The 21,797-nt window shown below is 44.0% G+C and carries 19 protein-coding genes and 2 tRNA genes; 8 read left to right on the forward strand and 13 right to left on the reverse strand.

The features are described 5' to 3' along the window. Positions 1 to 117: 117 nt before the first annotated feature. Positions 118 to 1,101, forward strand: coding sequence for an NAD-dependent epimerase/dehydratase family protein (locus B5Z18_RS12315; protein WP_079469634.1), 984 nt, complete (start codon positions 118 to 120; stop codon positions 1,099 to 1,101). Between the two features lie 77 nt (positions 1,102 to 1,178). Here B5Z18_RS12315 and B5Z18_RS12320 read toward each other — a convergent pair whose 3' ends face one another. The 4 genes from B5Z18_RS12320 to B5Z18_RS12335 all read right to left on the reverse strand — a co-directional run bounded on the left by B5Z18_RS12320 (position 1,179) and on the right by B5Z18_RS12335 (position 6,000). Further along, positions 1,179 to 1,529, reverse strand: coding sequence for a hypothetical protein (locus tag B5Z18_RS12320; RefSeq protein ID WP_079469635.1), 351 nt, complete (start codon positions 1,527 to 1,529; stop codon positions 1,179 to 1,181). Positions 1,530 to 1,578: 49 nt separating this feature from the next. After that, positions 1,579 to 4,251 carry a carboxypeptidase-like regulatory domain-containing protein gene (locus tag B5Z18_RS12325; protein WP_079469636.1) on the reverse strand — a complete coding sequence of 891 codons (2,673 nt, stop codon included), beginning with the start codon at positions 4,249 to 4,251 and terminating at the stop codon, positions 1,579 to 1,581. Between the two features lie 92 nt (positions 4,252 to 4,343). Continuing rightward, positions 4,344 to 5,339: a FecR family protein gene (locus tag B5Z18_RS12330; protein WP_079469637.1), complete on the reverse strand. Its 996-nt coding sequence runs from the start codon at positions 5,337 to 5,339 to the stop codon at positions 4,344 to 4,346. An 88-nt stretch (positions 5,340 to 5,427) separates the two neighbouring features. Further along, entirely contained in the window at positions 5,428 to 6,000 is a 573-nt protein-coding gene (locus tag B5Z18_RS12335; protein ID WP_079469638.1) for an RNA polymerase sigma-70 factor, read from the reverse strand. A gap of 203 nt (positions 6,001 to 6,203) precedes the next feature. Between B5Z18_RS12335 and B5Z18_RS12340 the strand changes: the two genes are divergently transcribed. Further along, entirely contained in the window at positions 6,204 to 6,758 is a 555-nt protein-coding gene (locus tag B5Z18_RS12340) for a hypothetical protein (RefSeq protein ID WP_079469639.1), read from the forward strand. 76 nt (positions 6,759 to 6,834) lie between these two features. On the opposite strand, the gene B5Z18_RS12345 is transcribed toward B5Z18_RS12340, so the two are convergent. Then, positions 6,835 to 6,908: transfer RNA gene (locus tag B5Z18_RS12345), tRNA-Pro, on the reverse strand. Between the two features lie 207 nt (positions 6,909 to 7,115). Between B5Z18_RS12345 and B5Z18_RS12350 the strand changes: the two genes are divergently transcribed. Then, the gene (locus B5Z18_RS12350) at positions 7,116 to 7,634 is read left to right on the forward strand and encodes a chromate transporter (protein ID WP_079469640.1); all 519 of its coding nucleotides are present in this window, start codon (positions 7,116 to 7,118) and stop codon (positions 7,632 to 7,634) included. 112 nt (positions 7,635 to 7,746) lie between these two features. Continuing rightward, positions 7,747 to 8,262 carry a cupin domain-containing protein gene (locus B5Z18_RS12355; protein WP_079469641.1) on the forward strand — a complete coding sequence of 172 codons (516 nt, stop codon included), beginning with the start codon at positions 7,747 to 7,749 and terminating at the stop codon, positions 8,260 to 8,262. 275 nt (positions 8,263 to 8,537) lie between these two features. Here B5Z18_RS12355 and B5Z18_RS12360 read toward each other — a convergent pair whose 3' ends face one another. From B5Z18_RS12360 to dnaA, 6 genes are all read right to left on the reverse strand, one after another. Beyond that, positions 8,538 to 9,629: a serine hydrolase domain-containing protein gene (locus tag B5Z18_RS12360; protein WP_079469642.1), complete on the reverse strand. Its 1,092-nt coding sequence runs from the start codon at positions 9,627 to 9,629 to the stop codon at positions 8,538 to 8,540. 626 nt (positions 9,630 to 10,255) lie between these two features. Beyond that, complete coding sequence (locus tag B5Z18_RS12365; protein WP_079469643.1) at positions 10,256 to 10,843, reverse strand: NADPH-dependent F420 reductase; 588 nt, start codon at positions 10,841 to 10,843, stop codon at positions 10,256 to 10,258. Positions 10,844 to 10,903: 60 nt separating this feature from the next. Beyond that, complete coding sequence (locus tag B5Z18_RS12370; RefSeq protein WP_079469644.1) at positions 10,904 to 11,662, reverse strand: SDR family NAD(P)-dependent oxidoreductase; 759 nt, start codon at positions 11,660 to 11,662, stop codon at positions 10,904 to 10,906. Positions 11,663 to 12,039: 377 nt separating this feature from the next. Further along, positions 12,040 to 12,627: a Crp/Fnr family transcriptional regulator gene (locus B5Z18_RS12375; RefSeq protein ID WP_200817232.1), complete on the reverse strand. Its 588-nt coding sequence runs from the start codon at positions 12,625 to 12,627 to the stop codon at positions 12,040 to 12,042. A gap of 482 nt (positions 12,628 to 13,109) precedes the next feature. Next, positions 13,110 to 13,198: transfer RNA gene (locus tag B5Z18_RS12385), tRNA-Ser, on the reverse strand. A gap of 193 nt (positions 13,199 to 13,391) precedes the next feature. Beyond that, positions 13,392 to 14,825 carry a chromosomal replication initiator protein DnaA gene (dnaA, locus tag B5Z18_RS12390; protein ID WP_079469646.1) on the reverse strand — a complete coding sequence of 478 codons (1,434 nt, stop codon included), beginning with the start codon at positions 14,823 to 14,825 and terminating at the stop codon, positions 13,392 to 13,394. Positions 14,826 to 15,377: 552 nt separating this feature from the next. Between dnaA and B5Z18_RS12395 the strand changes: the two genes are divergently transcribed. From B5Z18_RS12395 to B5Z18_RS12410, 4 genes are all read left to right on the forward strand, one after another. After that, positions 15,378 to 15,764: a DUF3127 domain-containing protein gene (locus B5Z18_RS12395; RefSeq protein WP_079469647.1), complete on the forward strand. Its 387-nt coding sequence runs from the start codon at positions 15,378 to 15,380 to the stop codon at positions 15,762 to 15,764. A 141-nt stretch (positions 15,765 to 15,905) separates the two neighbouring features. Beyond that, positions 15,906 to 17,465 carry an NAD(P)/FAD-dependent oxidoreductase gene (locus B5Z18_RS12400; RefSeq protein ID WP_079469648.1) on the forward strand — a complete coding sequence of 520 codons (1,560 nt, stop codon included), beginning with the start codon at positions 15,906 to 15,908 and terminating at the stop codon, positions 17,463 to 17,465. A gap of 45 nt (positions 17,466 to 17,510) precedes the next feature. Continuing rightward, positions 17,511 to 18,455: an ABC transporter ATP-binding protein gene (locus tag B5Z18_RS12405; protein WP_079469649.1), complete on the forward strand. Its 945-nt coding sequence runs from the start codon at positions 17,511 to 17,513 to the stop codon at positions 18,453 to 18,455. Between the two features lie 14 nt (positions 18,456 to 18,469). After that, positions 18,470 to 19,765 (forward strand): ABC transporter permease, encoded by a 1,296-nt coding sequence (locus tag B5Z18_RS12410; RefSeq protein WP_079469650.1) that lies wholly within the window; start codon positions 18,470 to 18,472, stop codon positions 19,763 to 19,765. Between the two features lie 44 nt (positions 19,766 to 19,809). Here the strand turns inward: B5Z18_RS12410 and B5Z18_RS12415 are convergent, their stop codons facing one another. Both B5Z18_RS12415 and B5Z18_RS12420 read right to left on the reverse strand, forming a co-directional pair. Further along, positions 19,810 to 20,757, reverse strand: a complete 948-nt coding sequence (locus B5Z18_RS12415) for an NAD(P)H-dependent flavin oxidoreductase (RefSeq protein ID WP_079469651.1) — start codon at positions 20,755 to 20,757, stop codon at positions 19,810 to 19,812. Between the two features lie 33 nt (positions 20,758 to 20,790). Further along, complete coding sequence (locus tag B5Z18_RS12420; protein ID WP_079469652.1) at positions 20,791 to 21,783, reverse strand: sugar phosphate nucleotidyltransferase; 993 nt, start codon at positions 21,781 to 21,783, stop codon at positions 20,791 to 20,793. Positions 21,784 to 21,797: the final 14 nt, after the last annotated feature.

The following is a 21,797-nucleotide window of genomic DNA, read 5'->3' on the forward strand; positions in this document are numbered from 1 at the left end:
CAGGAGCCCGGGAAGGGATACAGCTCTTGTATTTTCAGGGAATACTGGCGGGACAATTGTCCTGCCCGGAGCGGGATTTTTTTCCGATTTTGTAGCATTCCTATAAAAACAGAGAACATGAAAGTTTTGGTAACTGGCAGCGCCGGGCATCTTGGAGAGGCGCTGGTACGCACATTAAGACAACATTCTACTGAAGTAATCGGGTTGGATATCCAGCCATCTGCATTTACTACTAATGTAGGCTCCATTACGGAGCGCTCCTTCGTCAGAGATTGTATGAAAGGGGTAACCACCGTTTTACATGCAGCCACGCTGCATAAGCCCCATGTGGCCACGCATACTATGCAGCAATTCGTAGATACCAATATTACCGGCACACTTAACCTCCTGCAGGAAGCAGTGGCTGCTGGCGTGCAGCGTTTTGTTTTCACCAGCACGACCAGTGTTTTTGGGGATGCATTAGTGCCGCCTCCCGGAGCGCCTGCAGCCTGGATTACGGAGGAAGTGCAGCCACAGCCCAAGAATATTTACGGGGTAACCAAAAAAGCAGCGGAAGACCTTTGCCAGCTCTTCTACAGAAATTTCGGCCTGCCCTGCATAGTACTTCGCACTTCCCGTTTCTTTCCTGAAAAAGACGACGACAAACATATGCGGGAAACCTTTCAGGACGAGAACCTGAAGGCCAACGAGTTCCTGTTTCGCAGGGTAGAGCTGGAAGACGCGGTAAACGCACATTTGCTGGCGGCAGAAAAGGCTTCCTCCATCGGATGGGGCGTTTATATCATCAGCGCTACTACACCGTTCCGCCCGGCAGATCTGCATGACCTGCGCCGCAATGCGCCCGGGGTAGTACTGCGCACCGTACCAGCTTATGCAACAGCGTATAGCCATCGCGGATGGAAAATGCACCAAAGCATAGACCGGGTATATGTAAATGAGAAAGCGAGGAAAGACCTGGGTTGGGAACCTGCATATGATTTCGCTTACGTAGTAGCACGTATAAACACAGGAGGAAGTTTACGCAGTCCACTTGCCCAATTAACCGGCTCAAAAGGATACCATGCAGAGAGCTTTACGGATGGCCCCTATCCCATCAGCTAATCAGTAAATAGTCCATAAATCTCGCAATTCATGGGCTATTTACTGAAGACGCCCTCTTATAAATGACATCTTTTGCATTAATTATTCTGTGCTCCCGCATCGATCCAGCAGGTAATAATTGCTTTTTGCATGGCTGTAAAAGTGGTATCACGGGGCATTGTTCCATTTGCTACTGCGTTGCGAATGGCTGCCCGTGAATTGAATATCTGCGAATAAGTTGTCAATTCGCCTGGGCCACTGGTGCTGCCAGCTGCATGACAACCGCTTTTTGCACAACTGGATATCATTAAAGGTTTCACGGTAGTCGAAAATGTAGTGGTGAAAGAGCCACAATCTACTTCCCCGGGATTAAGATTATCGGTCCCCTTTTTCTTACATGCAATTACCAGTATTATAACAATACATACTAAACCAAAAAAAAATTTCATATAAAATGTTTTAATAGAATTTACTAATCTTATGCAGCTGCGTAATACGTCAAAACTCAACTTTAAGGTTGAGAACCGGAATAATACCCAGATCTGTTACTGTTGGGTCAAGATGTATGATATTCCTTGGGTCAACGTTGGGTTCTACTTCAAGAACATTTTCCCGGTTAGTGATGTTTTGTACATCCAAAGACAATATCCACGAATAACTCCGGTTATTTTTTCTGAACTTTAAACCGGCATCAAATCGCATATATCGAGACATATGCTGACTATACGTTTCCTCTGGTGGAAAAAGCAGATAAGTTTTCCCACTATTATCGGTAGCCACCCGACCAGGTGAATAACGGAAGCCACCATGGGAAGTAGCTCTTACATTAATGCTGAACGTATTTTGTTTAAGTGCACCTGTATTGAAGTCCTTACCAGCCAGTGCGTTCACCAGATAGTTAGTGTTAAAACGGGTATTATATGTTTGACCATTGGCCGGTTTGTACTTTGAATCGAACACGCTGCCAGAGAGCAGGAAATAGTAATTTTTTGAAAAGAATTTTTCCACAGTAATCTCAATGCCTTTATTATATCCCTTTCCCTTGCTTGCATAAGCTGTGTCTGTCAAGCCATACAGGTTGTTAATAGTGGAAATAATACTTCCGGGATTGTCGACAACAGGAATGTGATACAAGTACTGGTAATATATCTCTGCCTTTAATTTAAGGTTCTTTGAAAGCATTTTTTCATATCCAAGTACATAGTGCATGGCTTTCGTAAGCTTCAAATCCAGGTTGGGTTGAGTGATTGCGCCGCCAGGTTCTTTTATCCTGGTAAAATACATAGAGATGGGTTCAATTCTTGAATGCATACCAAAGCCAAAACTCAAAAAGCTGTTGCTTCCTGTATTCAATTTTCCGCCGAGCCGTGGCTCAATGGCGTATTTATGATTCAGTAAAAAACTGGTTGCATGAAGACCACTATTGATCTCAAAATTTGGGGACAGGCGGTATTTCCATTGAAAAAATCCTTCTATCGACCCGGTATTGCCATGCTGGTCCAGGAACACCTGACTAACGCGATTCTGGTCATAGTTCATTCCATAAATGGAAAAGAAAAAATGGCTGTAGGTCATACCTGCCCTGACAACGCTGCCGGAATTAAATTTATGGTTCACTGAAGTGGTGAATCGAATGGTGGGATAGCTATAACGGCTGCTGTCTTTAGGCCAAAAGTGATAATTATTGTCCAGTTCCTTGCTTGTCAAACGATCTGATTGATAGGAAAGTGCAAGCGTTGATTTAAGATAGGTTTTTTTATTTGGCAACAACAGTGTATGCTTCACACCCAGCACTCCAATCAGATGGCGTTCAACTTTGTCGAGCTGTGTACCTGGGTCCCGGCGCCACATCATTGAATCATTGGAGCTGTAATAACCTGTTTTACTGATACCGCCGATACCAAAGATAGAAAATTCACCTGCCTTCCGGGTAGGGAAATTGATATGCATACTGAAGTCCTGGAATACAGGCGATTTCTGATTGTCTGGCAGGTGGATGATTCCTCCTTCGCTCAGGAACTGAAGGTTGCCATAACGATAGTTCAGCAAGTAGGAGCTTTTTTTACTTTTTGATATCGGCCCTTCTAATGAAGCCTCGGAACCTATCACACCCACTTGCAGCGCATATTCGGCTTTGTCGGAATTTCCTTTGCGCAAATTAAGATCCATGATACCAGCCAGCGCATTTCCATATTCGGCAGGGAAGGCGCTTGTAAAAAAATCAAAATTTGAAAGCATACCTGCACCCACTATGCTGAACAGGCCGCCAGCATCTCCCTGTCCCCTGCTAAAATGGTTGGGAGCCGGGATTTCTATGCCCTCCAGCTTCCATAATAATCCGCCGGGAGCATTGCCACGAATAATGATGTTATTCCTGCCATTTCCGCCTGATAATACTCCGGCCAGGGCACTTACCATGCGTGCCGGATCATTGTACCCCGCAGCATATCTGGACGCATCTTCCGGGGTAACCACATGCGCACTGACCGTTGCCATTGAATTTAATGCGCGGTTCCTGCTTTGACCCTGGCTAACGACCACTTCCCGCAAGGTTTTAACCGATTCCTGGAGTTCGATCGTCAGAAATGTTTCTTTGCCTGAAACAACTATAATATCCGCAGCTAGTTGTTCCTGGTAACCAATAGAAGAAAACTGCAGGCTTTGCCGTCCTACAGGAATTTCCAGTAGAAAAAAGCCATTACTATCGGTAATGGCGCCCCTTGCCATTGAGGCATTTAAAACAGTGATACTTACATTTGCCAGGGGCGAATGGCTTTCTTTATCCACTACTTTTCCCTTAATAACCTGTATCAGCCCGGGTAGATCTGTTCTTTTTGTGGATGCAGGGGGGCTCTTTGAAAGCAGGACCATGTTATCTATCACACGGTATTTAATGCCCTTTTCAGCAAACAGCAGGGATAGTACTTTTTCTATAGAATGATTTTTGAAATAGATCGATACGCGACTTTCTTTTAACAAAGGCACGAGCTCCAGACTATATGAAAAGCGATACCCGGAATGCTGCTGAATAGAATCCAACGCAGATATAAGCGGTACATTGTTCAGATCTAGTGTAATGCGTTCGTTTTGTGCAAGAGCAGGTACTGTTGTGGCAAAGAATAGAAGAAGGCTCTGCAAAGTAGCTGCACCTATCCATCGGCTTTTTTTCATACTTTTGTTTAGATTTAGTCAATAATGCTTGGACGCTTTGTTGATGAAATTATAATAGCCGGTAAATATGCTCGTAACATATTACCGGTTTTTTATTTTCTGGTGATCAATATTTCATTTCCCTGGATCTGGTAACGTATAGGAGCAACAAAACACAGCATATCCATAACTTCCGTTACTTTTTTTCTCTTGGAGAAAGTGAAATTATATCCGATGGTGTCGGTTACAGAGGGATCAATCGAAAAATGTACCTGGTATAATTCAGATAATTTGTTGACAATAGTATTAAGACTGGCGGCCCCCAGCGTTATCTGCCCATGTCGCCAGCTAGTGTAAGCATCGGTATTTACATTTTGCACCGTTAGCTTGTGATCGCCTTTTTCAAAGCGGGCGATTTGCCCCGGCGCAAGCACTGCAAGCTTATTTCCTACACTGTCGTCAATAGCGATTTTTCCCCTTATTAATACAGCTTCGGCCTGGCTTTCTCCGGGATAAGCCTGAACATTGAAGCTGGTGCCTAATACTTTAATACTTATGTTCGAGGTGTGTATTATAAAGGGATGGGATGAATCATGAGTTACATCAAAATACGCTTCACCTTGTAGCGATACGGTCCGTGTACCATTTAGGAATTGACGGGGATATGATATGGTACTATTGCTATTCAACCATATCCGGGTTCCATCACTCAGCACTACCAGCTTGCTGCTGTCTGTATGCTTTACCGAAGCGGTGAGCCAGGCTTCAGTGTTTTTATTAAAATGATGCTGCCCTAGGAAGAACCAGGCAACAGCCATTGCAACTATGAGTATCGCGGCATAACGGCCCCATTGCAGGTATATTTTCTTCCTATGTTGCCCGCCTTTACGCCGAATATTTTCAGTAAGGATGGCGAGGGCTCTGGCCAGTTGCTCCTCCGAGCCGAAATATTCTATCCTGGAAGCATACCATAATACCCGGGTTTCATAAAATAGATGACGATTTTGTTCAGAAGCCTTTAGCCAGGATTCAAATAACTGCTTCTCTTCCGGAGAACAGGTACCTTGCAGATACCTGATCATTATTAGTTCGTTTAGCTGTTCGTTCATCTTATACGGCTTTTCTACCTGTTATAAGACAGTTGACCTCACAAAAACCTCCATACCTCCGGCAAAAAAAAATTGCGGAGGTCAGAAATTATAAGAAATTCATTAACAGGGCTTTGAGATGAAGAAGTGTTTTCCGTAATGTTTTCAAGGCATGATTAATATGCTTTTCAACAGTGCTGACCGAAATACTCATCATTTCGCTGATCTCTTTGTTTCTGTAATCATCGAGGTAACTTAATTTGAACACCTCCCGGCATTTGTCCGGGAGACTTTCTATTGCCTGGTGGACCTCGTCCCTTAATTCATTATTATATAACTTGTGAATGACCGGATTCTTATCAGGATCGCATAAAAGGGCTTCCTGAATTTTTAATGTATATTCAATTTCCTGTTGCTTGCCATGTCGCATTTTTAAACTGCTCAGGGTATTAAGAGAACGATTATAAACTGATTTGAACAAGTAGGCCTTAACTGAGGTATGAATGTTAATTGTATCTCTGTTTTGCCAGGTTTGGAGAAAAACATCCTGAACAACGTCTTCCGCGGTGGTATCTCCTACCAATAAACCCGCATAAGCTCTCAATGCGGGATAATGTTCCCTGAACAACTGATTAAAGCTTTCTATTTCTCCCTTAAATGGCGATTGATAACTCATTTCCATATCCAGACAGTATTGAACATACTAATTAGCACATACAAATTTTACTATAAGATACCCTTGTGACTATAAACGCCTGATTGCCTTACAGACGTACCCGTTACGGGAAGGCCGAGAAAGGACAGGGATGCCAGGCCTCGGTCGGGCCAGGGTTCGTTGGCCTGCAGCATCCGTCCGCGGGCGTCATAGGTAAAAAGCACGTCAGCATGCCGCTGCATCAGCGCTGCTGTCGTCAGGTCATTCATCGGGTCCATGACTGCAAGTTATCCCAATTAATAATTATCTTTCTAAAAATCCCATCACACCATAAGCAAAATAATGTACCTGTTAACAGATATGCTTTTCTCCATGAGTGCTTATCACAGCTTTCTTTATTTTCAGGTGGAATTCCACTTTTCTTCAATTTGCAGAACGATCAGAAACAACTACAAATACAAATAAAGGAGCAGGAAGGAAAGCTATCCTATATAACGGATTTACTTTCCTTCAGTCAGATAGCGCCTGCCGATTTCCGGGAAATGAAAACGGAGTACAGCAGTAAACCTGAAAAGCCGGAAGCAAAATTAAGCAGGTTTGACCAGGACCAGGTAAATATCAGCGGCCTGCTGGGCAAGGGAATGAACAACCTTTTAAAGCTGGATTATGCGTATGAAACCGGGGATATTGAAAAGAAGCGGGAAGTAATTAGTTCGATGCCTCCAGAAAAACTTTTGACGGATTTTCATTTCGAACTAATCTCATCAATGAAGCAGTATGCATAATATATGCACGGGACAAGGATTTGGGCTAAAATAAAAAAGGACAAAACGGAAATAATTCCATTTTGTCCTTTCTAAGTCGGGGCGGCAGGATTCGAACCTGCGACCTCCTGCTCCCAAAGCAGGCGCGATACCGGGCTACGCTACGCCCCGAAATCCCTTCTTAGTCCGCTTCTTCAGCATCAACGGCTGCCCTTGTGGCCATACCTTTGCTTCAATTGCGGAGTGCAAATGTAGGAAAATGTTTAACATAAAAACAAATTTTTTTTAGCAAAAAGATGAAAATATCTCAAAATGCCCCGCCACACTACATTACACTACGCCTATTGCGATTCCTAAAAGATTATATTCAGCAGGTTAATGGAGATCGATTTCGCTTTTACTTTCTGGAAAAACATGGGGTTATTCTTTACACAAACCGCATTTGTAACGGTAGGCGGCTCCTATACCGTGCTGCCTTATGTAGCGCAATACAGCGTTACCAAACTGCACGGGCTCAGTAAATTGCAGATGATCGATGGATTTGCACTGGCGGAAACAACACCCGGCCCGCTCATCATCGTATTATCATTTGTGGGTTCTATGGCCGGTTATAACCATTTTGGCGGCTCTTTATGGATGGGTGCAGCCAGACTACTCGCTACCACTTATTTTACCTTTTTGCCCTGTTTCCTGATGATTTTCGCCGGCGCCCCGCTGATTGAGAAAACGCACGGCATTGAAATCATCGAAGGCATTCCTGGGTTAATTACCGCCGCAGTAGTGGGAGTGATACTCAACCTTACTTTATATCTCGGGAAAGATGTGATTTTCCCGGGTGGCGTTTTATTCAGCCATCCGGGGATTACTTCATTATTTGTTATACCCTTTAGGGTATAATTTGGAGAATGAAGTGATTTTTATACCCTAAAGGGTATAAATTATAAATATTTGAAGTTAGTATACCATGCTTTATTTTGTAAATTCAGGTAGTCATCTTCAAACTTCAAAAATGGAAACAGCAAAGAAACCCGTGATCACCTCAGGCGCCCACCAGGGACAAAGCCTTTCTGTGGCTGGCGGCAACTACCGCATACTTATATCCGGGAAAGAAACGGATGGTGAGTTCGCCACCATCGAAATGCTGGTGCCACCGGGCGGTGGCCCAGGTCCTCATGCTCATGCCGGTTTCCAGGAATCTTTTTATGTAGTGGAAGGTGAGGTGGAAGTGCAGTCGGAAGACGGTATCTATACCGCAGGGCAAGGCGCATATATTGTAATCCCCAGGGGTGGTATTGTGCATGGTTTCAAGAACAAGTCCGGCAACATGGCGAAGTTGCTGTGCGTAGTAGTCCCTTCCGGCCTTGAAGAAATGTTCCTGGAACTTGGAGTACCCGTTGCCGAAGGCGAGTTTTTGCCACCACCGGTAATAGACGATGCTATGAAGAAAAAAATGCAGGATCTTGCTGAAAAGTATGGACAAAAGATGTATCCGCCCGATTACTTTACCAAATCTGCGAAGGAGTAATTACCTGCGACTTGATAACTTCGGGGCGCTTTTTCAGGGGGCATAGTGTATAGGGAGTGTATGGGAAGTGTATCATGAGTGTATGGTGAGTGTATGGGAACAGTATAGGGACTGTATAGGGACTGTATGGGGACTGTATAGGGAATACGACACATAGACGAGTCCTAAGTATCTGAGAAGTATCCGGGAAGTATCCAAGAAGTATTATCTCAACACGTAGTATTTCCTATCATATACCAGTTAATTCCAATCTGTCAGCAATGAGCACCGCCACTCTATCGCTTGCGTTTCCATAACTCATCCAACACCAATGCCGCTATATCTCCGGTTATTTTCGTTGGAGAATTACAATCGCAGTTACTCATTCCTATCACATAAATATCTTCCCCGGGGATATAGATTGCCATTGTTTTAAATCCAAATATACTACCTCCATGCTCTCTGTCTGGTATACCTTTTATCTCTCTGAGGTGCCAGCCATATCCATAGGTAAATTCTTCTCCATTATTTAATTTATACCTGGTAAATGCTTTTTTTGTTTCTTCCGCATTGAGCAGCTGATGTTGGTTTAAAGCATTCTGCCACTTCAGCATATCGCCGGTGGTTGACATCAACGAACCCGATGAAAAAGGAACACTAAAACTGATCATCGTTTTATTTACATACCCGTATGCTTTCTTATGGTATCCGTACGCTCTTTTCGGGATAACTTGTTTGTCGCTGCAATAGTAAGATTGACTCATTCCTACCTTATCAAAAATATATTTTTGGATAAAATCTTTATATGTCTCTCCCGAAACCAATTCTATAATATACCCCAACAACACGTAACCCGAATTATTGTATTCAAACTTCTCGCCTGGTGCAAAATCTGCCGGTTCATTTTTAAAAAAGCCAACCATCATTTCAGGACTCATATCCTTTTGCGCAATCGTTGAAAGAGATTTCATGCTGGTAAAATCTTTGATCCCTGAAGTATGCGTCAGCAAATGATGTATCGTTATTTTATTTCCTGCAGGGTAATCTGTTATGTATTTGGAGATGGGATCCTTTACATTTAATTTACCCTGCTCTTCCAGCATTAGTATAGCTATAGCAGTAAATTGCTTTGTCATGGAGCCTAACTGGAATACATTTTCAGGAGTCAGGTTCACATCCGACTCCAGGTTAGCTTTGCCTACCGCTTTCTGATAAATTGCTTTCCCGTTTTGAGCAACCATGAATACACCACCAGGACCATCTTTATCATTGAATAGGGTTAGGATCAAACTATCAATCTTCGCGTCAAGGCTTTGTGCAGCAACAATACCTGGTGAAGTACAGATTATCAGCGATAGCAACAATAGGGCATACTTTATTCTAATCATCTTATTGAAGGAGTTTTGCTAAGTATTTGCTGGATCGATGTGTCCGGGATTTCCTTAAAATTACGCGAATGAGTCAGATGGTCTACGCAAATGTTACGTAAGCGGAAGTATTTGGGATGAAAATGCATTAGCATCATCCGGACCTTATTAAAAAAGAAAAAACCACGCATTAGCATAAGCTTCTTTGAGATTTTCCGCGGGCAGGAAAAAAAATTAAGTAAGATAGATAGCGGCCATCAACTACCCCCGGATCAGAAAAAATAATGGAAAATACAACAGGCATTGCCTGTATTGCAAAGGGGTTTGACTGGTTACTTTCTTAAATAATTTGCTGAACGACACCGGTGAAATAGACCCTGCCGCATCCCGGCCATAGTCCATAATAATCCGATCTCAAAACAAAAAAGGCCTCCAGATTATCCATCTGAAGACCTTTAATATTTTGCTAAACGTTGCCGCTTTTTTGCGGGCTGCAAGGAACAGTTTTCAAACCTTTTCTGTGGATGATTTAGATAAAAACATTAGTCCAACTGTGACTGAATATCCGTTCAAATCCCGCGACGTAATTTCAATTTTAAGAAAGATACTGATTTTTCTACTTCCTGTTCTGAAAAGCCCGTGTGCATTTAAAGCTTAATAAAATTCTGACTGCTTAACGGCCAATTAAACTGCTGTAATCTGCCACCGGCTGCAAGCGTGCCGAGGTCGATGGGCGCAAAGCCGATTTCATTGACAATTCCGCTCACGATGGCCTTCGCATCTTTATCATCGCCGGAAATAAAAAGAACCCTCTTTCCGTTTCCAACAAACGGATCTGCGGCAAGTATTTTGGCAGAGAGGGTATTCATCGCTTTAACGACCTTCGCGCCCGGTAAATAATTTTGCACAACTTCAGTTGATGCCAGGCCGCCATCCTCAATTCCGGCACCGGATTCCAGACGATTGGTGGCGTCGATCACGATCTTTCCGTTCCAGTCCGTGAGTTCAGTAAGATCCTTGACCTTAGTCCAGGGTACTGCTACCAGGATAATATCCGCTGCAGCAGCTTCAGCTGCTGTTACAGCTTTTGCGCCGGGTCCCAGTTGTGAGACAATATCGGTAAGGGTTTCAGGTCCCTTACTGTTACTGATCAGGACCTGAAAATCATTGGCCAAAAATCGGGTAGCTGCTGCTTTGCCGATATGCCCTGCTCCAAGGATACCTATTAGTTTCATAGTTTTATTCTTAATAAAAGTATTATATGATATTGAGTTTCATTTTGGGGGATTACGATTTTAAAAACCGTACATACCACCCGACACGGAAATTTGCTCACCGGTGATCCAGGCTGCATCATCTGAAGCCAGAAATACTGCTGCTTTCGCAATATCGGCGGGCTGGCCTCTACGACCAAGCGGTGTTTTTTCAACAAACATCTTTTCATACTCACTGCCGGCAGTGACGCCTGCGCTGGCTGCGCCTTCCGTGTCCGTAGCGCCCGGCAAAATAGAATTGATACGAACGTTTTTAATACCTAACTCCTTAGATAAAGCAATCGTGAAGGCATCCAGTGCCGCTTTAGTTGAAGAGTATAATGAGGCATTTTGAAGAGGGTATTTACTTGCACCCGAACTGATATTGATGATGTTTCCGCCCTTATCGCCGAAAAGTTTCAGCGCTGCCTGAATAGTTAATATAGGCCCTAATACATTTACATTGAAACTTTTACGAAATTCTTCTGCTGAAATTTGTTCAATAGGCGCATACCCCTGATATACCGCGTTATTTACTAAAATATCCAGCGTGCCGAAAGCATGCTCAGTTTCTTTAAACAACCTGATCACATCTGCTTCGTTCGATACATCAGCCTTTACCGCAATGGCGCTGCCACCATTATCGGTTATCGCTTTAACCACTTTGTCCGCTCCTTCTTTACTGGAAGCATAATTTACAACAACCTTTGCGCCTGCCGCAGCAAAATGTTTGGCAATAGCTGCACCTATTCCTTTGGAAGCACCGGTAACTACCGCTACCTTGTTTTCTAATTTACTCATGATTTCTATTATTAATTATATTCAAGTCCCACGTTTTTTTTCCGTTCTGAATTACACTCCAAAATTGGTGCATCTTAACGAACTGCCAGCTGACACAGATCATTAAATACACACGATAAATGTCAGGTTGAAGTGATGACTTAAATCAAGAAAATATGGTAACTGCTTATAAAACACCCATTTAATGCAGTGATTAGAGATCAAAATGCGCAAATAACGAATTGGAGTCTCTGGCAGAAGCAGGAGACAATTACCTTTGCAAATCCAGACATTGATCAGTCGGATGCATTTATATCAGGTGGGAGAGAATATGCCCGGGCGATTCATTTTAGCAGGCCTGTTTGTAATGATAGCGAAGCCTGAAATTGCCAAAGGGTTTACTTTAAAGCGTTTTTCTTTATCCTGCTTAAAGTTTCAGAAGATAAACCAAGATAAGAAGCAATCATATTTTGCGGGAACCGCTGCAGAAAATGAGGATAATTGCTGACCAATTCCTCGTAACGCTCTTCAGCCGAATAGTTAATAGCCTGCATTCTTTTCTGGGCTGCAATGGTATTGTTTTGACTGATTATGTTCGACATCGCTGAAAAGGCAGGAATCTTCTTAAGAAACTCTTCAATTTCCGCGTTGGTTGATTGCAGTATCTCCAATTCCTCCAGTGCCTCAATATTAAAGCGGCTTGGCGTTAATAGATAAAAGCTTTCAAAATCAGTCAGCCACCAATTTTCCACGGACAATTTCAGTATATGTTCATGTCCTTTTTCATCTACCGTAAAGGTCCTGGCGGACCCTTTTACAATAAACCCAATATACTTGCATACGTCTCCTTCCTGTAAAAAATATTGCCGCTTTCGGAGTTTCCTGGCTTTGAAATGTGCCGTCAATAAATCCTTATCATCTTCTGATAGAAGTTGGCCTGATATTTTTTGAATGTAATCGAAAAACGCTTCAAAATTGGACATCATTTCAAGTCTAAAATTATGCGTAATTTACTCAAGCTTCTGCTAAAAGACTAAAATATATTTTATGCCTTCCCGGCATACCTCCTTAAATGCTTGCGGAACTTGTAGACTGATATTGAGCGCCTTCATTATTATTACCAGCAATAGCCTATGAATTGGAAAATTACTTCCAGGAAGCTAGTAAAGATCGGGGGGAAGAGGAAAAACAATTAAAGCGCCAGAAGGATTGAGAATATTGAAGAGAAGTATTACGTAATGAGCGAAATGACGGGTGAAACCTTCAAAAAATTCCAGTCCCGGTTTCAGGAACAGAGGCATCAGATAGTTACCAATCTTCATAATTATTCTCTCTGCATTTCGAACCTCAAAGAAAGCATATTTGAAATAGTTCATTTACTACAAAAATTCAATGCAGTATGGATTTGCAGCAATAGACGAAAATGAAAATGCGACAAGCCATCTTAGTGATAACTTGTCGCATTCTGCGGAGAGAGAGGGATTCGAACCCTCGATACAGTTTAACCCGTATGACGGTTTAGCAAACCGTTCCTTTCGGCCACTCAGGCATCTCTCCATTATTTCCCTGAAGGGGTTGCAAAAATAGGAAAAGTTTTATATTCTCCAAAAGCAAATTCACTTTTTTACAAAAAAACTTGCCTCCTACTCCAAAAAATCGCCCGAAACCCAATACCCGTAAGGGTGGACATAAAAAAGCCGTGCAGTTGCTGCACGGCTTTTTAAAATAGGTTATCAGGGCTAAGGCGGGCTTACATGGCCGCCAGTTGTACTTTCTGTTGTAATTCAATTACACTGTCACGGAAGTTGTTATCAGTATCCATCAGGTCCTTTACTGTCTGACAGCTGTGGATAACGGTGGTATGATCCCGTCCACCAAAATGTTCACCGATTGTTTTCAGGGAGTTTTTAGTAAATGATTTTGCAAGATACATGGTGATTTGCCGGGCCTGTACAATTTCACGCTTACGTGTTTTTTGCAACAGCTTATCATAAGGCACATCAAAATATTCGCAGACCATTTTCTGGATACTCTCGATCGTAATTTCTTTGGAAGATGTTTTTACGAAAGACTTCAATACGCGCTTCGCCAGTTCCAGGTCTATTTCCTTACGGTTCAGCGATGATTGTGCCAGCAGGGAAATTAATGCACCTTCCAGTTCACGTACGTTTGTCTGGATGTTATAGGCTACATACTTCACTACTTCTTTCGGCATTTCCAATCCATCGTTCCGCATCTTCATTTCCAGGATTTCCATCCGGGTTTCAAAATCGGGAATCTGGATATCAGCGCTTAGTCCCCAGCGGAAGCGGCTCAGTAATCTTTCCTGTACTCCATCCAGATCTTTAGGCGCCTTATCAGACGTTAAGATCAGCTGCTTGCCGGATTGATGCAGGTGGTTAAAGATAGCGAAGAAGGCGTCCTGTGTTTTCTCTGCGCGGGCAAAGAACTGGATATCATCTACAATCAACACATCTATCAACTGGTAGAAGTGGATAAAGTCGTTGATGATATTGTTTTTGGAATGATCTATAAACTGGTTAATGAATTTCTCTGCACTTACATATAACACCGCTTTGTTAGGATGTATACGTTTTACATCATTGCCTACTGCCTGCGCAAGATGCGTTTTTCCCAAACCTACTCCACCATATATTACCAGCGGGTTAAAAGAGGTGCCACCGGGCTTTTCAGCCACTGTTTTACCTGCACGTCTTGCTACACGGTTACTGTCTCCTTCTACATACGCATCAAACGTATAATTTGGATTTAGCTGCGAGTCAATCTGTACCCTTTTTATACCCGGAATAACAAAGGGATTCTTAACCGGGTTGTGAATCGTTAAAGGAAAATCTACTTCATTGTCTTTCTGAGGTTTGGTAAACTGCGTGGGCATGTTTACTGTTCTGGGATGCTGATGTGGCGTACCGTTCTCTACTACAATGCGATACTCCAACCGGGCTTCTTTACCTAATTCTCTCTTGATGGTTTTTCCTAACAATCCCACATAGTGCTCCTCAAGGTATTCATAAAAGAATTGGCTGGGGACCTGGATGGTTAAAACATTGTTTTCAAGTTTAATGGGTTTAATAGGTTCAAACCATGTCTTAAACGGCTGCCATTCTACTATATCCCTAATTATATTAAGACACTTTTCCCAAACTTGTTCGCAAGTTTTATTCATTGAGATAAAAAAAATTAGTTGTTTCTTAATTAAGGATGCTTAGTTCTCGAATTCGAAATTCCCCAACGCAGGAAGTTGAAAAATTTTCAGACAGGACGACGAATATCTGTAGAAAATGTTGAAAAAAAAAATTTATCTACCCTTGTTTATATTCTCCTGATTACAGAGTACCAAAACTCCTTTTTCCACTACTGCTGTGGCTTTACAGCCCAGACGTGACAAGGTTTTCACTACTATAAACCCCATTGATTAACAGCACCTTTATCTTCTCCATTCTCCTTTTTATCATAAATATGGATATATAATTGATAAAATAATATTGTATCCTTTCTCTCAAAAAAAAACGTTCACTGATAAGTCATGAGATATTCACACTTTTTCGGGAGAGGGTGCAAAACTATGTTAGTATCTCCATTAAAAAAAATGTATTAGGGGATAGTAATTATGAAAGTATTTATTTATATCCGCGCGCACCGGATTAATAAAAAATATTTGTCCGCACTAAGCCGAATACCTTATCTTTGACCCTTCTGAATTTAAAATAATTTTTCTATGAGTTTTGAAATTACCGGAAAGCTGATTGTGAAGTACAACACGGTACAACGTAGCGAAACTTTTAAGACAAGAGAGTTCGTTATTGAGAAGTCCGACGACATCAATGGCCGTGTTATCAACAACTATATAAAGTTTCAGTCGGTGCAAGACCGCACTGGTATTGTTGACCGGTTCAATGAAGGTGAAAACGTTAAAGTTTATTTCAATATCAAAGGCACCAGATGGGAAAAAGATGGTAAAGTAAATTACATCACCAACCTGGATGCATGGCGTATGGAATCTGTTATGGCAGCACCTGCTCCGGGCACAGATCCACAGCCTAACTACAATACTCCTCAGATGCCTGCAGGCGGCGGAGATGGCGGCGACGACCTGCCTTTCTAAGCTGAAAGTATAAAACAAAAGCTATTGAAGCGAAGATAGAAGCGGATGACATCCCCTTGTATCTTCGCTTTACTCGTTTTATACATTACCCCGTATTCACTATCTTTGCAGCAGTTTTAGGATAAACACCTAACCGCTAATATGATACAACAAATATCTCTCAAATTACTGCCGGCCGATGCCGCCTCTCATACACATATCATACAGCACGCCGCTGCCTCACTAAGTGTAAAGCCTGCCGACATTACCGGGTTCAATCTGCTCAAACGCTCTATAGACGCACGTTCCAAACAGGTGTTCTTTGTTCTCATTATACAGGTGTTCATCAATGAACCCTTCGAAGAAAAACAACACACCCATCCGGTATATCCTTCCCTGCCAGCCAATGCACCACGCGTACTCATTGCAGGCGCAGGACCCGCCGGCCTCTTCGCGGCACTGCGACTCATAGAAGCAGGCGTAAAACCAGTTATACTGGAACGCGGCAAAGATGTACGCGCACGACGACGCGATCTCGCCGCCCTCAATAAAACAGGTATCGTAAACCCCGACTCCAACTACTGCTTCGGCGAAGGCGGCGCCGGTACCTACTCCGATGGCAAACTATACACCCGCTCCAATAAACGCGGCGATATTAACCGCATCCTCAACATATTCGTTCACTTCGGTGCAGAAGATAAAATTATGATCGATGCGCACCCGCACATCGGTACCAATAAACTCCCGCATATCATCACCGCTATGCGTGAACAAATTATCAACAGCGGCGGAGAAGTACACTTCGAACAAAAAGTAACCGCCATACAAATCAGTAACGGCGCGGTTACCGGCGTACAAACCGCCACCGGCCAGCTCTTTGAAGGCAAACAACTCATTCTCGCTACAGGCCACTCCGCCCGCGATATATTTATCATGCTCCACCAGCAAAACATTTTGCTGGAAGCCAAACCCTTTGCCCTCGGTGTACGCGTGGAACACCCGCAGGAACTGATCGACCATGCACAGTACCATTGCCAGGTACGCGGCGAATATCTCCCACCAGCCAGCTACAGCCTTGTAGAACAGGTAGAAGGCCGCGGCGTATTCTCCTTCTGCATGTGCCCCGGTGGCATTATCGCCCCCGCAGCTACTGATCCCGGCGAACTGGTGGTGAATGGCTGGTCGCCTTCCAAACGCAACAACCCCTTCGCTAATTCAGGCATGGTGGTAACGGTAGATGAATCCGACTTCGCACCATTTGCCCATCACGGCCCGCTCGCAGCCATGTACTTTCAACAGGCTGTTGAAAAACAGGCGTATCATGCCGGTGGCGGCAACTTCGTGGCGCCCGCACAACGCATGACCGACTTTGTCAATAAAAAAGTTTCTGCCTCCCTGCCTGAATGCTCCTATGTGCCGGGCCTCAACAGCACCGATCTGCGCAGCGTATTACCTAAAGTAGTACACCAGCGCCTCGCCGGCGCCTTTAAAGCCTTTGGCCGCAAAATGAAAGGATATTACACTGAAAACGCAGTGCTGGTTGCCACAGAGTCACGCACCTCTTCACCGGTACGCATTCCACGCAACAATGATACACTGGAACATCCGCAGGTAGCTGGTCTTTATCCCTGCGCAGAAGGCGCGGGATATGCCGGAGGGATCGTATCCGCTGCAATGGACGGGGAGCGCGTGGCCGCCATCATCGCCGCAAAGTTATCATAGAGATATTATGATTATTTATTGGGGATTAATCACTAATTTTTCACCATGAACCTACTCGAAGTTAAACACCTGAAAAAGCATTATGATACCCACAAGGCGGTAGATGATGTTAGCTTTGATATACAGCAGGGCAGCATCTTCGGCTTACTGGGTCCAAACGGCGCCGGTAAAACAACCCTGCTCCGTATGATTACCGGCATCTTCTACCCGGATGAAGGCCAGATCTTTTTCAACGGACAAAAATTTGACCCCGAAAACGATGTGCAGTATATCGGCTATATGCCGGAAGAAAGAGGGCTCTATAAAAAAATGAAGGTAGGTGAACAAACCCTTTATCTTGCCCAGCTCAAAGGTCTTTCCCGGAAAGATGCCGTACAGAAGATCAAATACTGGTTCGATAAATTCGACATCAACTCGTGGTATAACAAACGCGTTGATGAACTCAGTAAAGGCATGCAGCAGAAAGTGCAGTTCATCTCCACCGTGTTGCATCAGCCCCGGCTGCTGATCCTCGATGAACCCTTCTCCGGCCTGGACCCTATCAACTCCAACCTCATCAAACAGGAAATATTCAACCTCAGTCAGCAAGGTACCACCATCATCTTTTCTACCCACCGCATGGAACAGGTAGAAGAAATATGCGATCATATCATGCTGATTAACAAAGGACATAAAATACTGGATGGCAGCGTAAAACAGATCCAGCAGGACTTTAAACAGGGTCTCTTTAAAGTGGGCCTGGGCACCATGCCCAATCCTGCACAAATGGCTACTTATCACTTTAACATTGTGCAAACACATGATAAGGCATTTACCGTAAAAATGAATGAAGACAGCAGCACCAACGATATTCTGCTGCATTTCATCCGCCAGGACATTCCTGTTACATATTTTGAAGAAATCCTTCCTTCTATCAACGAGGTATTTATCACCCAGGTACAGCAAACCGAAAACAGCAACGCCCCCGTAGCTGCTTTACCGCTGGCCTGATTAACCTGCTATTTATGGAGAAAATCTGGCTCATTATAAAAAGGGAATTCTTTACCCGCGTACGCAAAAAATCATTCCTCATCACCACACTGCTGGTGCCACTGGCCTTTGCCGCCATGATCATTGTGCCTATCCTCTTATCTACTTCTTCCAGCGAACATAAACTCATTGCAGTAGTAGATAAAAGCGGGTTGTTTGAAAATAAGTTCCCCGATTCCAAAGGCGTATATTTCAAATACGTGCAAAACCAGCCTGTCGACAGTCTCAAGCTGCATTACAGTGAACTCGGATACGAAGGAGTCCTGTATATCCCCGATTTCGATATCAACAGACCTTCCGGCTTTGAATTTTATAGCAGCGGCCAGGCAAGCATCACCATAGAAAACAGTATCAACAAGGATATCAACAGCATCATCGAAAAGAAACGCATGGAGCTGCAGGGCATTGAACCTTCCAAAATGGATGAAATCAGGTCTGATGTGGAGGTAACCTTTAAAAACGGGAAGGATGAAAAGAAAGGCAGCTCCTGGGTGTCTTATGGTGTAGGTTATGCCAGTGGATTCATTATCTACTTTGTGCTGTTACTGTTTGGTACCTCTGTGATGAGAGGCGTGATGGAAGAAAAAGTGAGCCGCATTGCAGAAGTGATGATCTCCAGCGTGAAACCTTTCCAGCTCATGATGGGAAAAATTGTAGGTATAGCCGCAGTGGGCCTTCTGCAGTTTTTTATATGGGGCATATTCATTACAGCCATCTATTCCCTGATACCGCTGTTCTTTTCTCCCGAAAGCATGCAGGCAGCTGCTGCACAGGGCAACCCGGCCCAAACAGCCGAAATGGTTCACCGGATGAGAGAAGTAATTGGCAGCATCAACTGGGGTTTACTGGTGCCGTGCTTTGTATTATACTTCCTGGGAGGCTATCTCTTCTACTCCGCCTTGTATGCTGCTATTGGTAGTTTGGTAAATGAAGATGCGTCCGACGTACAGCAGCTCACCATTCCTGTAACAGTGCCCATCATCATTGGGATCATGATCATGATGAAAGCGGTACAGGACCCTGGTAGTCCGCTTGCTGTATGGGGCAGTATTATCCCGTTCACATCGCCAATGGTGATGATGGCGCGGCTACCCTATGGTGTTCCCGGCACCGTGCCTTACTGGCAACTGGGATTGTCGTTTGCTTGTTTGATTGGTGGCTTTTTAGGCACTACCTGGTTAGCCGGCAGAATATACCGCACAGGTATCCTGATGTATGGAAAGAAAATTACGCTGAAAGAAGCGATGAAGTGGGTAGTAAGAAAACCATAAAAATTTTGTGAGATGGTTACCGGGGCGGTTGTTCCGGTAACCAATCAGATATCGAGGCTATTTAAATGACGGATGGTTTCCCTGAACTCCGTCCATATTTCTGCCAATACAGTTGCTGCGGGCTTTATATCGTGTATCAGCGCACTTACCTGGCCTATTTCCAGTTCTCCTTCTTCGAGGTTCCCTTCAAACATGCCTGATTTGGCGCGGGCGCGTCCCAGCAAGGTTTTCAGCGCATTCACATCTGCACCGCTATCTTCTGCCTGCTGTACCGCCTGGTAAAAATTATTTTTGATAAGGCGTACCGGCGTCAGCTTCTTTAAACTTAACATGGTATCGCCTTCTCTGGCATTTACCACTGCCTGTTTAAAATTTATATGGGAAGATGCTTCGGGTGTAGCTACAAAACGGCTGCCTACCTGTACGCCGGATGCTCCTAAAGCAAAAGCTGCTGCCATTGCTTTCCCGGAGCCTATGCCTCCGGCTGCAATAACCGGTATTTTCACCTGTTCGCATACCGCCGGGATCAGCACCATTGTGGTGGTTTCTTCGCGGCCGTTATGCCCGCCTGCTTCAAATCCTTCTGCTACCACCGCATCCACGCCGGCGGCTTCGCTTTTTAATGCAAAGGCTGCACTGGATACCACGTGCACTACTTTAATGCCTGCCGCTTTCAGTACCGGTGTCCATGTTTTAGGATTCCCGGCAGAAGTGAATACAATTTGTACCCCTTCTTCCAGGATAATATTTATCAGCTGGTCAATATCCGGGTATAACAACGGTATGTTCACTCCAAAAGGCTTATCAGTAGCCTGCTTGCACTTCTGAATATGTTCCCGCAATACGGCAGGATACATGCTTCCTGCGCCAATGAGGCCCAGGCCACCGGCATTACTAACTGCACTGGCTAAACGCCATCCGCTCGCCCAGATCATACCAGCCTGGATAACAGGATATTGAATATTGAATAAGGAAGTGATACGGTTGTTCATAAGCGAATATACTATAGCTTGATGCTGCCGGTATTATCCCAGGTCTATTTCTGTATTGTCGCCTATGTTCAGGCTCTGGCTCAATCCGCGGATATTGGCGTCGCTGCCTATCAGGGAAGATTTCAATACTACTTCATACAGGTTACTGAAAGAACCGATAATAGAATCCTTTACAATAGAGTAGTTGATCACCGTATTATCACCAATGGCCACATTAGGGCCGATAATAGCGTTTTTAATATTACAGCCTTCCCCTATGCTTACCGGTGGGATGATGATCGTATTTTCATATGGCAATACGGGATTACTGGCCAGTTTATACTTCTTCAGGAGGATGGCGTTTGTTTCCAGCAACGTGTCTTTCCGGCCGCAATCGAACCAGTTGGATACTTTGTAGCCGTTAAACTGCACGCCGTGCTCAATCATACATTCCAATGCATCCGTGAGCTGGAACTCATCATGCGATTTTATCCTGTTGTCGATATTGCTCTGGAGGCAGTCGTACAGCTGCTGCGTTTCCTTGATCTTGTAAAGTCCTACCAGTGCGAGGTTCGACTTAGGGATCTGTGGTTTCTCCACTACGCGGGTAATTTTGCCCTGTTCATCCAGTTCGGCTACGCCGAAGTTACGCGGGTCGTCTACTTTCTTCAGGCCCAGCATAGAATAGGGAGAGGCGATCACTTCTTTGAAATCACACTCGCAGATGGTATCGCCCAGTACAATCAGTATTTCATCATTACCTACCACATCGCGGGTAAGGGATAAAGCATGACCAGTACCTTCGCGGCTGTTTTGCTGCACAAAGTGGCAGGTTAGCTGCGGATACTTCTTTTCTACGTAATGCTGGATCTTTTCACCAAGATAACCTACCACAAAAACAAATTCTGTGATACCCGCATCTACCAACTGATCAATAATGATACTGAGAATGGTTCTGCCGGCTAAAGGTATTAATGCTTTAGGCTGTGTATATGTATGTGGACGAAGCTTGGTGCCTGCCCCTGCCACTGGTATTATTGCCTTCATTTAGTGTTGTAGTT

Source organism: Chitinophaga ginsengisegetis, assembly GCF_900168065.1.
GTDB lineage: Bacteria > Bacteroidota > Bacteroidia > Chitinophagales > Chitinophagaceae > Chitinophaga > Chitinophaga ginsengisegetis.